This is a genomic window from Helicobacter pylori (genome assembly GCF_001653455.1).
Lineage (GTDB): Bacteria > Campylobacterota > Campylobacteria > Campylobacterales > Helicobacteraceae > Helicobacter > Helicobacter pylori_A.
In genome coordinates this window covers 18,378-31,844 of sequence record NZ_CP011486.1, presented here as the reverse complement: position 1 = coordinate 31,844, position 13,467 = coordinate 18,378, and the positions used below count along the sequence as shown (strand labels likewise).

The 13,467-nt window shown below is 39.9% G+C and carries 10 protein-coding genes; 6 read left to right on the top strand and 4 right to left on the bottom strand.

Annotated elements, in window-relative coordinates; all coding sequences use genetic code 11:
- Positions 1-32 precede the first annotated feature (32 nt).
- A complete protein-coding gene (locus AA977_RS00160; protein WP_064434114.1) occupies positions 33-1,757 on the top strand; it encodes a hypothetical protein in 1,725 nt (574 codons plus the stop codon).
- 3 nt (positions 1,758-1,760) lie between these two features.
- Complete coding sequence (gene bioD / locus AA977_RS00155) at positions 1,761-2,417, top strand: dethiobiotin synthase (RefSeq protein ID WP_064434113.1); 657 nt, start codon at positions 1,761-1,763, stop codon at positions 2,415-2,417.
- Here bioD and AA977_RS00150 read toward each other — a convergent pair.
- Both AA977_RS00150 and icd read right to left on the bottom strand, forming a co-directional pair.
- A complete protein-coding gene (locus tag AA977_RS00150; protein ID WP_033604129.1) occupies positions 2,394-2,918 on the bottom strand; it encodes a DUF1523 family protein in 525 nt (174 codons plus the stop codon). The two genes, bioD and AA977_RS00150, sit on opposite strands and share 24 nt — an antisense overlap.
- A 67-nt stretch (positions 2,919-2,985) precedes the next feature.
- On the bottom strand, positions 2,986-4,263 hold the full coding sequence (gene icd / locus AA977_RS00145; protein WP_064434112.1) for an isocitrate dehydrogenase (NADP(+)): 1,278 nt from the start codon (positions 4,261-4,263) through the stop codon (positions 2,986-2,988).
- A gap of 198 nt (positions 4,264-4,461) precedes the next feature.
- Here icd and AA977_RS00140 point away from each other — a divergent pair, with 198 nt between their 5' ends.
- From AA977_RS00140 to lpxE, 4 genes are all read left to right on the top strand, one after another.
- Complete coding sequence (locus AA977_RS00140; RefSeq protein WP_064434111.1) at positions 4,462-5,742, top strand: citrate synthase; 1,281 nt, start codon at positions 4,462-4,464, stop codon at positions 5,740-5,742.
- 423 nt (positions 5,743-6,165) lie between these two features.
- On the top strand, positions 6,166-8,277 hold the full coding sequence (locus AA977_RS00135; RefSeq protein WP_064434110.1) for a SabA family sialic acid-binding adhesin: 2,112 nt from the start codon (positions 6,166-6,168) through the stop codon (positions 8,275-8,277).
- 814 nt (positions 8,278-9,091) lie between these two features.
- Positions 9,092-10,663: a phosphoethanolamine--lipid A transferase EptA gene (eptA, locus tag AA977_RS00130; RefSeq protein ID WP_064434109.1), complete on the top strand. Its 1,572-nt coding sequence runs from the start codon at positions 9,092-9,094 to the stop codon at positions 10,661-10,663.
- A 49-nt stretch (positions 10,664-10,712) separates the two neighbouring features.
- Entirely contained in the window at positions 10,713-11,249 is a 537-nt protein-coding gene (gene lpxE, locus AA977_RS00125; protein WP_253764843.1) for a lipid A 1-phosphatase LpxE, read from the top strand.
- Between the two features lie 28 nt (positions 11,250-11,277).
- Here lpxE and nspC read toward each other — a convergent pair whose 3' ends face one another.
- Positions 11,278-12,495, bottom strand: a complete 1,218-nt coding sequence (gene nspC / locus AA977_RS00120) for a carboxynorspermidine decarboxylase (RefSeq protein ID WP_064434107.1) — start codon at positions 12,493-12,495, stop codon at positions 11,278-11,280.
- A complete protein-coding gene (gene cheV1 / locus AA977_RS00115) occupies positions 12,492-13,457 on the bottom strand; it encodes a chemotaxis protein CheV1 (RefSeq protein ID WP_064434106.1) in 966 nt (321 codons plus the stop codon). The genes nspC and cheV1 overlap by 4 nt, the downstream gene beginning before the upstream one ends.
- Positions 13,458-13,467 lie beyond the last annotated feature (10 nt).

Below are 13,467 nucleotides of genomic sequence, written 5' to 3'. Positions count from 1 at the left end.
GAGAACCTAAAATATGGAAAGACACGAAAACGATGTTGAATTACGATTTTTTAGAAATGGTTGATGAGCCTAGAAAGACATACTCTTTGACAGAGGCTATTGATAGGGCTATGGAGAACAAAAGACTAATGAAAGCGAATAAACCTAGAGTGAAAATAAAAGATGGCTTATCTTTAAGAGACACTTTAGATGCTTTTGGCGATGAACTCTCACGACTTAAAAACCAACAACCCACAGAGACTATTAAAGCTTCCACGATTGAAAGCGCTAGTCGTATTAGCATTGTCAATAAAATCAAAAGCGGACTACCTTTTGGGACTATTTCAGCGTTTAGACCTTTTAAAGAAGCTTTTATTAAAGACTTTACCGAAAAGGAACGAGAAAAACTGATAGGAGCTTATAAGAGCGGTTATAAAGTCGCCGAGTTAGACAAAGTAGCTAAAAAGTGGAATGACGACCCTAACCCTGTAGAAGCTTCTTATATTGCTGATGCTTTTTTGAGAGAGTATAGGACTATCACCCTCAAACTATCCACAGCATTAGGTAAGTCTTTTGTTAGTAAATTCTTAAACCCTGAAAGCGAAACCACAATGAGAGACTTTATGTCTAGTAAGAAATTCGTTGAGAGATACTTCTACACTCAAAAAGACAATATGCAAAGAACAAGAGAATTAAAATCTCTCCTAGACCAAAAGCGAGATTTCATCGGTTATATTCAAGTAATTGGTTATTGGAAAGACAATTTAAAAGACGACCTTATCCCTGATAAAGAGACTAGCTTTTTTGTATTTGTCAATGAACCTAGTAACACATTTGATTTAAAAAACCACTTGTTATTATGGGCGAGACAATTCAATCAAGCGGCGATTTGTTATTGCGAAAGCGCAAAGACTAATAAGGTGGAATTGGTGAGCGCTGAACCAAAGACTTTCGGTAAGGTGTGGAGCAAATTTAATAACATCACATTCTCTGTCCCTAGCAAATTACCACAATCTCTCACAAGACTACAAAATCAAGTCTTTACATTCTTTGATAAAAACCCTGAAAAAGACAATTATGGTATAGCTTTTGAAGACATTGCTAAAACACAAATCAAAGCAATTTATATGCCCCTTACTATTGGCAACCTTACAGACACATTTGAAAATGAAATCAAAGGGTATATTAAAAGGACACAAAGTAGGGTTCGTGCGTATGGACACCCTAAAGTTTTCACTATTGATGAGATAGAAAATTGGGAGCAACAAGCCATTAAAGAGCGAGAACAACAAAAATGCGCTATGAGTAAAAGTTACAGACAAAGTTACAACCACAACATTAAGGTCAATAACCTTGTCAAAGCGATGAAACAAGGCAGAAAAGCGAGTAAAAGACTAATCGCTAATGTCCTTGCTAACACTATAGACACCGATGCAGGTTATTGTTTCATCTCGCCGACAGATTTAGCGACACAGCTTGATAACATCAGCCCTAGACTATCTAAAAGTATTGTAACCGCTATTGACCAAGCAGAGAGAGTAAGACTAACTTACGCTTTGATTGACAAGATTACTTATAACTCGCTCCACAATATCTTAAATTTCATTTTTGATATTGATAACCCCTTAAGCGACCAATCGTTTAACCAACTCGTAATTGAAGTCCCAAAAGAAGCGCTTAAGAATGTGAAGTTACCACAAGTTAAAAAGGTATTGACCGCTCAAATCTTTGATGGGGCTTACCACTTTATGGGCGATGACTATAAATTTAAGGGTTAAACCATGCTCTTTATCAGTGCGACTAACACCAACGCCGGCAAAACCACTTGCGCTAGGCTATTAGCCCAATATTGCAATACTTGTGGCATTAAAACGATTTTGTTAAAACCCATTGAAACCGGCGTCAATGATGCAATCAATCATTCTAGCGATGCGCATTTGTTCTTGCAAGATAACCGCCTTTTAGACAGCTCTTTAACCTTAAAAGACATTTCATTCTATCGTTATCACAAAGCTTCAGCCCCCCTCATCGCCCAACAAGAAGAAGATCCAAACGCCCCTATTGACACCAATCATTTAATCCAACGCATCCACCATTTCACCAAAACTTACGATTTAGTCATCGTTGAAGGGGCTGGAGGGTTATGCGTGCCTATCACTTTAGAAGAAAACATGCTGGATTTAGCCTTGAGATTAAAAGCCAAAACGCTTTTGATTAGCCATGACAATTTGGGTTTAATCAACGATTGTTTGTTGAATGACTTTTTATTGAAATCCCACAAACTAGATTATCAAATCGCTATCAATTTAAGAGAAAACAACACCGCTTTTTACAGCATCAGTTTGCCTTATATTGAGCTTTTTAATGAGCGTTCCAATAACCCCATTGCGATTTTTCAAAAAAGTTTGAAAGAATTAATGAGCTTTGCCCTTAAATAAAGAGCGAACCGATCGCACGCTGATAAAATACCCCCCAAGCAATAAAGCGTATAAAATCCAGCTAAAAATGGGTTTTGACACTTCAGCGCTCTCTTTTAAGGGCTTTATAAAAATCACATTAGGGAACATGTTAAACAAATTGATCCGCCAGCCATAGTATTGCACTTCCACTTGTTGGTTGACTAAACTTTGAGCGAGAGCCGAAATATCAGCCGAATTAAACTTAAAATAGTAAGGGAAGCCAAAGCGCGTGTCTTCGTTACGATAAACGGTCACGCTTTTTTGATCCTTAGGGTCGTAAGTTTGCACAAAATAGACATCTCTAGCAAGGGTTTTTGTTTCCTTATTGGGCGTGTTTTCATTTTCATTCATTCTTTTGACTTCCACCCCACTAATGACAGCCACGCTATAATGAGGCATGCAATAGCTTGCCACGAGCATGAGCACTAAAAAGATCGCTGTTAAAATGAACAAAACCACATTACGCACAAATTTTATCAACTTTATTCCTTATGATAGTATTAGTCTAATTGCATTCAAACGCCATTAAAAGCTTAAAAACGCTCTTTTACATGTGATCGATCATCACGCTAGCAAACTCAGAGCATTTGACTTCTTTAGCCCCATCCATCAAACGAGCGAAATCATAAGTAACTTTCTTGCTCTTAATCGCTTTTTCCATCGCAGAAACGATCAAATCAGCCGCTTCCACCCAGCCCATATGCCTTAACATCATTTCTGCACTCAAAATAATAGACCCCGGATTGACTTTATCTAGCCCGGCGTATTTAGGAGCGGTGCCATGGGTGGCTTCAAACATGCCCACTGTGTCGTTAAGATTCGCCCCAGGAGCGATCCCAATGCCCCCCACCATCGCCGCTAATGCATCAGAGATATAGTCTCCGTTTAAATTCATGGTCGCAATGACGCTGTATTCGCTAGGGCGCAAAAGGATTTGTTGCAAAAACGCATCAGCGATCATGTCTTTAATGATGATTTCTTTACCGGTTTTAGGGTTTTTCAAAGAACACCATGGGCCTTTGTCAATGACTTGAGCGTTAAATTCTTTTTGAGCGAGCGCATAGCCCCATTTCATGAACGCCCCTTCGGTGTATTTCATGATGTTACCTTTATGCACAAAAGTTACGCTTGGCTTGTCGTTATCAATAGCGTATTCAATCGCTTTCCTCACCAACCTTTCTGTGCCTTCTTTACTAATGGGTTTTACCCCTATGCCGCTGCTTTCAGGGAAACGGATTTTTTTAACCTTTAACTCGTTTTGTAAAAAATGGATGAGTTTTTTCGCTTCCGCGCTGCCTTCTTGCCATTCAATGCCCGCATAAATGTCTTCGGAATTTTCTCTAAAGATCACCATATCCACTTTTTCTGGCTCTTTAACTGGGCTTGGACTCCCGTACCACCTTACCGGCCTCAAGCACACATACAAATCCATTTTTTGGCGTAACGCTACATTTAACGATCTAAACCCCTCACCAATAGGCGTGGTCAAAGGCCCTTTAATGGAGACTTTATAGTGGTTGATCGCTTCAATAGTGTCCGGTAAAAGCCATTGCTCTTCGGGGCTTAATTCCTTGTGATCTTTAAATTTTTGATAGCATTTTTCGCCCACAAACACTTCATACCATGCGATTTTTTTCTCGCCTTTGTAAGCTTTTTGAACCGCGCTATCCACCACTTTAATCATCGCTGGGGTAATATCTGATCCAATGCCATCGCCTTCAATAAAAGGGATAATAGGGTGGTTTGGCACATGCAATTTCCCCCCTTTAATCGTAATTTCTTCGCCCTCTTTAGGTTTTTGTAAAATTTTAGGGTTGTAAGCCATTGTCTATCCTTTTTCTAAAGTTTGAATGACTATATTAGCGCAAAAATACTTATAACCCCTAAAAATCTTTTTTGAATGCGTGTTTAAAAGTAGCGATTGAAAATAACTTAAAAAAACGAAATGTTTTTAAAAAGAAATCATTTAATTTTTTGGCTTATAATAGGAGCTGAACGCTATCAAATACTTAAGGAGATCACAATGTCTGTTACTTTAATCAACAATGAAAACAATGAACGCTATGAATTTGAAACCATTAAATGCACTCGTGGGCCTAAAGCGGTGGATTTTTCCAAACTTTTTGAAACGACCGGGCTTTTTTCTTACGACCCAGGGTATTCTTCCACTGCCGGCTGCCAATCCACCATTAGCTACATTGATGGCAAACAAGGCGAATTGTATTATAGAGGGCATAAAATAGAAGATCTCGTCGCTAACTACGAATATGTAGATGTGTGCAGACTCTTACTCACAGGAGAACTACCCAAAAATAAAGATGAAAGCTTAGAATTTGAACTGGAATTACGCCACAGAAGTTTTGTGCATGAAAGCTTACTCAACATGTTTTCAGCTTTCCCTAGCAACGCCCACCCTATGGCGAAACTCTCTAGCGGTGTGTCTATTTTATCCACCCTTTATTCCACGCACCAAAACATGCACACTGAAGAAGATTACCAAACCATGGCCAGAAGAATTGTCGCTAAAATCCCCACGCTTGCGGCTATTTGCTATCGTAATGAAGTGGGAGCGCCTATCATTTATCCGGATATCGCGCGTTCTTATGTGGAAAATATCCTTTTCATGCTGAGAGGTTATCCTTATAGCCGCTTGAAACACACCACTCAAGGCGAAGTGGGAATCACGCCCCTAGAAGTGGAAGCCTTTGATAAAATCTTAACCCTACACGCTGATCATGGGCAAAACGCCTCTTCTACCACAGTAAGGAATGTCGCTAGCACCGGCGTGCATCCTTATGCAGCCATTAGCGCGGGCATTAGCGCTTTATGGGGGCATTTGCATGGCGGAGCGAATGAAAAAGTGCTTATCCAATTAGAAGAAATTGGCGATGTGAAAAATGTGGATAAATACATCGCGCGAGTGAAAGACAAAAACGATAGCTTCAAGCTCATGGGCTTTGGGCATAGGGTGTATAAGAGTTACGATCCGCGCGCTAAAATCCTCAAAGGCTTGAAAGACGAATTGCATAAAAAGGGCGTTAAAATGGACGAACGCTTGAGCGAAATCGCTGCAAAAGTGGAAGAAATCGCTCTGAAAGATGAGTATTTCATTGAAAGGAATCTCTACCCTAATGTGGATTTTTACTCCGGCACCATTTTAAGGGCTTTAAAAATCCCGGTGCGTTTTTTCACACCGGTTTTTGTCATCGGTAGGACCGTGGGCTGGTGTGCACAACTTTTAGAACATATCAAAAGCCCGCAAGCCAGGATCACGCGTCCAAGACAAGTCTATGTAGGGAAATGAAATCTAAAAATACTTTAGCGTTTTTAGTAAAAAGCTTGCACAAGTGCTAATAAGAAAAGCTTGACGCTAGTCAAGCGATGACTTGATTAAAAAGCGCTCTTCTTAGGGGGATACTTAAGGGGGGTTGTAGGGAGAATGATTTTCAAATACCCCCTATATTCTTAAGAAAATGAATTTCACTTAAGAAAATAAGCTTTAAAATAAAATTAACCCCCCCTTTTTTTATAGTTACTTCTCTTCAAACAATCTCATTTCTTTAAAAATCATTTTCATTGGTTTAATATTTGTTTAGAAACGCTACAAAAACCTTTTTTTTTTTTTTTCTATATTAACGAAAGCTTGCAGTATGGCTTTACTTAAAGACACATTTCTGCAAGGCTCACCAACGATTTCAATCTTATTTTAAAGGAAAAAGGAGAAAACATGAAGAAAACATTTCTGTCATTAACCTTAGGTTCGCTTTTAGTTTCCGCTTTAAGCGCTGAAGACAACGGCTTTTTTGTCAGTGTGGGCTATCAAATCGGTGAATCCACCCAAATGGTGAAAAACACCAAAGGCATTCAAGATCTTTCAGACAGCTATGAAAGGTTGAACAATCTTTTAACGAGCTATAGCGTCCTAAACACTCTCATCAAGCAATCTGCAGATCCGATCGCTATCAATAACACAAGGACTAATTTGAACGCGAGCGCGAAGAATTTAATCAACGACAAAACCAATTCCCCGGCGTATCAAGCCGTGCTTTTGAGCTTGAATGCAGCAGCAGGGTTGTGGCAAGTGATGAGCTATGCGATCAGCGTTTGCGGTCCTGGATCTGACAAAAATAAAAATGGAGGCGTTCAAACCTTTGAAAATGTGCCATCAAATGGGGGGACTACCATTACTTGCGATTCGTTTTATGAACCAGGAAAGTGGAGCGGTATATCCACTGAAAATTACGCGAAAATCAATAGGGCTTACCAGATCATTCAAAAGGCTTTCGGGAGCAGCGGGCAAGATATTCCTGCTTTAAGCGACACCAAAGAACTCACTTTTGAAATTAAAAGGAAGAAAAACGATACTGTCACGCCAGGAGAAAGATGGAAATTCCCATGGACTAACGGGCAATTTGTTTCGATCAAGTGGGTCAATGGGGAATATGAAGAAACTAAAGAAGAAATCAAAGTCTCCAACAACGCTCAAGAACTTTTACAACAAGCGAGCATCATTTTAACCACCATAAATGAAGCATGCCCATGGTTGAGCAATGGCGGTAAAAATTATTGGCAAGGTATAAACGGAGATGGGACAGCGTGCGGGAATTTTAAAAACGAAATCAGCGCGATTCAAGACATGATCAAAAACGCTGCAATAGCCGTAGAGCAATCCAAAATCGTTACCGCAAACGCGCAAAATCAAAGCAATTTGGACGCTGGAAAAACATTCAACCCCTACAAGGACGCTGACTTCGCTCAAAGCATGTTCGCTAACGCCAAAGCGCAAGCGGAGATTTTAAACCGCGCCCAACAAGTGGTGAAAGACTTTGAAAGAATCCCTGCAGCCTTTGTGAAAGACTCTTTAGGGGTATGCCATGAAAAGGGTAGCGATGGCAACCTCCGTGGCACGCCATCCGGCACGGTTACTTCTAACACTTGGGGAGCCGGTTGCGCGTATGTGGAACAAAGCGTAACGGCCTTAAAAGACAGCCTCGCTCATTTTGGCAACCAAGCCGAGCAAATCAATCATGCACGAAACCTCGCCTACACTTTAGCGAATTTCAGCAGCCAATACCAAAAGCTAGGCGAACATTATGACAGCATCACGGCCGCTGTCTCAAGCTTGCCTGATGCGCAATCTTTGCAAAATGTGGTGAGTAAAAAGAACAACCCTTATAGCCCGCAAGGCATACAAGATAATTACTATATTGACTCCAATATCCATTCTCAAGTGCAATCTAGAAGTCAGGAATTAGGCAATAACCCTTTCAGACGCGCTGGTCTAATCGCCGCTTCAACCACCAACAACGGCGCGATGAACGGGATCGGCTTTCAAGCGGGCTACAAGCAATTTTTTGGGGAAAATAAACGATGGGGCGCTAGATATTATGGCTTTGTGGATTACAACCACACCTATAATAAATCCCAATTTTTCAACGCCTCTTCTGATGTGTGGACTTATGGCGTGGGGAGCGATTTGTTAGTGAATTTCATCAACGATAAAGCCACTAAAAACAACAAAATTTCTTTTGGCGCGTTTGGCGGTATCGCACTAGCTGGCACTTCATGGCTTAATTCTCAATATGTGAATTTAGCGAATGTGAACAATTACTATAAAGCTAAAATCAACACGGCAAATTTCCAATTCTTGTTTAATCTGGGCTTAAGGACCAACCTCGCCAGGAATAAGAAAAGAGGCAGCGAACATAGCGCGCAACATGGCATGGAATTAGGCGTGAAGATCCCCACGATCAACACGAATTACTATTCTTTGCTCGGCACTCAGCTCCAATACCGCAGACTCTATAGCGTGTATCTCAACTATGTGTTTGCGTATTAAACGCTTTTTTTGAACGCTTTTTTTGAACGCTTTTGTGAAACTCCCTTTTTTAAGGGGATTAAGTTGGAGATTAAAAGGGGGAGAATGATCTCAAAATCCTCTTCCTTAAGGAAATGCGTTTTTAAATATTTTAAATAAAACTTAATAAAATGCGTTTCACCACAAAATCAAATCTAAAACGATTGTTTTTTACTGATAAAGTTTTTATTTTTTAAATTTTTTAACTTTTTTAATATTCTTTTAATCTTTTTACTAACAGAGCTTTTATCTTTCTAATTTTTTTTGATTTTTGACAAAACAAAGTTGTTATTTTCAAACGCTAACCATAAAAACACTCAAAGGCGTTTTTTACAATCTAAATAAAAATTAGCGTTATTTAGGCTTTTAACTCTGCTTTTTCTCAATGATGCTCCCCCTAGCTTAGCCCATAGCTATCAGTGTCTATCGTATCAATGAAAACGCCCCAAAAGTCAAGGACAAACCTACTTTACAAGCAAACCCCTAAGCTTGAAGCTTAAGAGAACTTTGGCTAGTAAATCACTTTTCTATAGAAAAGATTACTTCAAACCCCTTAAAAAAAGATTTTCAATGTATAATAATGCGTAATACTAAATAAGAGTTTTTATCATGCTTTCTTTTCATAATAAATAAGCCCTTTTAATCGTAATTTTCCCCATATTGCGGCTATGGGGCGTGATGAAATCCTGCAACAAACCCACCTTAAAGCCCTTAAACTAAAGTGCTTCAAACTTAAAGCGATAAAAGCCCTTATCTACGCTATAATTTTAAGATTGATTGATTTTAAGGGGCGTGTTTGGCATCATCATTTCATCTAAAGTTTTTAAAGCCCCTAACTTGTCTGCAAGCCGGTTTGCTCTATAGCCTTATTTTTGGCGTTTTATACCATTTCCCTTTGTTCGCTTATGTCTATAAAGAAAGCAACCAAGTCAGTTTTATAGCCATGATAATTGTGGTGCTTTTTTGCGTTAATGGCGCTCTTTTTTTGGCATTAAGTTTGATCTCTTCTTCTTTAATGCGTTGGAGCGCGATTGTTTTTAGTTGGCTCAATTCCATCGCTTTCTATTTCATTAGCGCTTACAAGGTTTTTTTAAATAAAAGCATGATGGGCAATGTCTTAAACACCAACACGCATGAGCTTTTAGGCTTTTTGAGCGTTAAATTATTCATTTTTATCGCTATTTTTGGGGTGTTGCCTGGCTATATCATCTATAAAATCCCCCTTAAAGCTTCTTCTAAAAAAGCGCCCTTTTTGGCTATCTTGGCGTTAGTGTTTATCTTTATCGCCAGCGCTTTAGCTAACGCTAAAAATTGGCTGTGGTTTGACAAGCATGCGAAATTCATAGGGGGCTTAATCCTACCCTTTGCTTATAGCGTGAACGCTTTTAGAGTGAGCGCTCTTAAACTTTTCGCCCCCACGATCAAACCTCTCTCTCTTTTTTCCCCCAACCATTCTCATGCATTTGTAGTGCTTGTCATAGGCGAAAGCGCTAGGAAACATAATTACGCCCTTTATGGCTATGAAAAACCCACCACCCCAAAATTAAGCAAACGATTAGAAAATCATGAACTCACTCTGTTTAACGCCACTTCTTGCGCCACTTACACGACAGCGAGTTTAGAATGCATTTTAGATTCTTCTTTTAAAAACAGCTTTAGCACCTATGAAAACTTACCCACTTACTTGACTAAAGCCGGTATCAAAGTCTTTTGGTATAGCGCGAATGATGGCGAAAAGAATGTTAAGGTTACAAGCTACCTCAAAAACTATGAATTGATTCAAAAATGCCCTAATTGTGAAGCGATCGCCCCTTATGATGAATCCTTGCTCTATAATGTGCCTAACCTTTTAAAAGAATATTCTAATGAAAATGTCTTGCTCATCTTGCACCTTGCCGGATCGCATGGCCCCAACTATGACAATAAAGTGCCTTTAAATTTTAGGGTGTTTAAGCCTTATTGCTCAAGCGCTGATCTGTCTTCTTGTTCCAAAGAAAGCTTGATTAACGCCTATGACAACACCATTTTTTATAACGACTATTTGTTAGACAAGCTCATTAGCATGCTTGAAAACGCCAAGCAACCCGCCTTAATGATCTATTTGAGCGATCATGGGGAGAGTTTGGGCGAAGGAGCGTATTATTTGCATGGCATTCCTAAAAGCATCGCCCCTAAAGAGCAATACGAAATCCCCTTTATCCTTTATGCTAACGATCTTTTTAAAAAAGAACATTCCATCATTCAAACCCAAACTCCCATTAATCAAAACACTATTTTCCATAGCATTTTAGGGGTGTTTGAAGATTTTAAAAGCCCTAGCGTTGTTTATCGCCCTTCTTTAGATCTGCTCAAACACAAAAAAGAGTAAAATAACACGCATGGAAAAATTCTCATTCAAACAAAAATTTTGCGAAAGCCTGCCCAAAAGCTTTTCTAAAACTTTGTTGTTGTTTAGTTTGGGCTTGATTTTATTGGGTATTTTTATCCCTTTCCCTAAAGTCCCTAAACAACAGAGCGTGCCTTCAGTGTTTCATTTCACCGAGCATTACGCGCGCTTCCTCCCTACGATTTTATCCGTGGCAATCCCCTTAATCCAAAGAGATGCCATAGGGCTTTTTCAAGTCGCTAACGCTTCTATCGCTACGACCATTCTCACGCACACTGCTAAAAGAGCCTTAAATAATGTAACTATCCATCACCAGCGTTTGGGAGAGCGCCCTTATGGAGGTAATTTCAACATGCCAAGCGGGCATTCGTCTATGGTGGGTTTAGCCGTGGTGTTTTTACTGCGCCGTTATTCTTTTAAAAAATACTTGTGGCTCTTGCCTTTCATCCCTTTAACCATGCTCGCTCGCATTTATTTAGACATGCACACCATTGGCGCGGTGTTGGCCGGGCTTGGTATTGGAATGCTGTGCGTGGGTCTTTTCACAAGCCCCAAAAACCTTAATTGAAGCCCTAATTGAAACTTTAATTAAAGCCCTAATTTCTGTTTTTATAATCTTCATAAGAAAAGCTTTTAAGGATTTTGAAACCTTGATCGTCTATTTTAGCCAGACTTGGGAGCGGGACGCCATTAAACGAGTTGTTTTTAACGATCGTATAATGGAGCATGTCTTTAAATAAGATTTTATCGCCCCTTTTTAAAGGCGTATCAAAACTAAAACTCCCCATAAAATCCCCCGCCAAACAAGTAGGGCCACCCAAAAAGTAAGAAAAAGCCCCTTGGTTTTCACCCTTTTCAACTTCAATAAGCTCTTCATCGTTTTCTATGGAAATTTTAAGAATGCTAGGGCGATAGGGCATTTCTAAGCAATCCGGCATGTGAGCGCTAAAAGAAGCGTCTAAAATCGCAATTTCTTGGCCGTTTTTAACGATGTCTATCACGCTTGCGATTAAAAACCCGCATTGCCACCCTATGGCTTCCCCGGGTTCTAAAATCACTTCTATATTATGGTAGCGTTCTTTAAAATCCTTAATCGTTTGGATGAGCAAATTCACATCATAATCGCTCTTGGTGATATGATGCCCTCCACCAAAATTCACCCACTCCATGCCCTCTAAATAAGGCTTGAAATGCCTTTCTACATGCTCTAAAGTCCGGCACAACGCATCAGCGTTTTGCTCGCAATGCGTATGGAAATGCAACCCGTTCACCCCCTCTAAGCCATGCTCTTTCACCCCTTTTTCAAATTCGCTAGGCGCAATCCCTAACCGGCTTGTTTTAGCGCATGGGTTATAAATCGCCGGAGTTACTTCGCTATAAAGAGGGTTGATCCTCAAACCCATTTTAATGGGGCTTAAGCCTAATTTTTCTAATTGCTTGTTTTTCTCTAAAATCCTGTCTTTATAAGTGGCGTATTGGTAAAAAGAGTTAAAAACAACGCTTGTGGCTAGGGGTAAAATGGCATTGATTTCAGCTTCTTTAAAGGCCGGGCTATACACGCAAATTTCTTTTTGGCTCTCTCGCCCCCCAAATTCTTCAAAAGCGAGCTTGGCTTCATAAAGACCGCTCGCGCAACACCCGTTCAATTTTTTCCTTAAAATGCCAAACTCGCGCCAAAACGCATACCCTTTTAAAGCGAGCAAAATTTTTGCCCCACTTTGTTGGCACACGATTTCTAAAATATTAGCGTTTTTTTCTAAGCGTTCGCTCTCTAGCACATAGCAAGGGGTGGGGATAGCGCTAAATTGTTTCATGCTAATTCCAAAAACTGCTTAACCACTCGCTGGATGTCTTTGGGGTTAGATTTAGAGATGAAATCATCCGCCTTCAAACTCCTAGCCATGTCTTCATTAGAGCTACCGCTCATAGAAGAATTGACCACGATAGGGATTTTTGAAGTCAAAGGGTTGTTTTTAACCTGCTTGATCACTTCAAAACCGCTCGCTTCTGGCATTTCTAAATCGGTGATGATAAGACCAATATTACTCACATCGGTTGTTGGGCTGAACAAATGCTCCAATAAGGTTTTACCATTGATAAAATCAATATGCTTGACCCCTAATTTGTCTAAAATCATTTGCATGGTCTTTAAAACGCTTGGGGAGTCATCAGCAAGCAAAACGCATTGGTTAGAATGGATTTTAGAGAGCGTTTCCAAATCGCTGTGTTTTTCATCTTCAATCCAAGGGAACACATCTATAAGCATTTTTTCAATATCCACCACTTGCACCAAACGCCCGTCAAAATAGCGCGTGCGGCTCACGAGCTTGTTGTTGCCTGCAGATCCCCCAAGCCCAGCACTTTGCTCCATTTCAGTCCATTTCTTGCTTAAAATCCTATCCGCTTCATAGATCCTAACCCCTATAGTCCAGCGAGAAAACTCACAGATCATAATAATATCGTCCTCGCTCTCTTCTTTTTCTATCCTATAAGGGCGTAAATCCTTGTTTTTGTTTTGGCTGTCATAATAAAACCATTTTTTCATATCAATCAAAGGAATGGTAAGCTCTCTGATGATGATTAGCCCTTCAACGAGCGAATTGTTTTCGTGGCTGATGATCGTGAGGTTGCCATGGTATTTCACCACTTCACGGATCTTAAAGACATTGACCGCATACAAATCCTTGTTTTTACCCAACCTAAAACACAACAATTGCAACTCGTTATTTTTATGCAAGCTCGTAACTTGATCAATGCTTGCCAAACTATCAGCCATGACTTCCCCT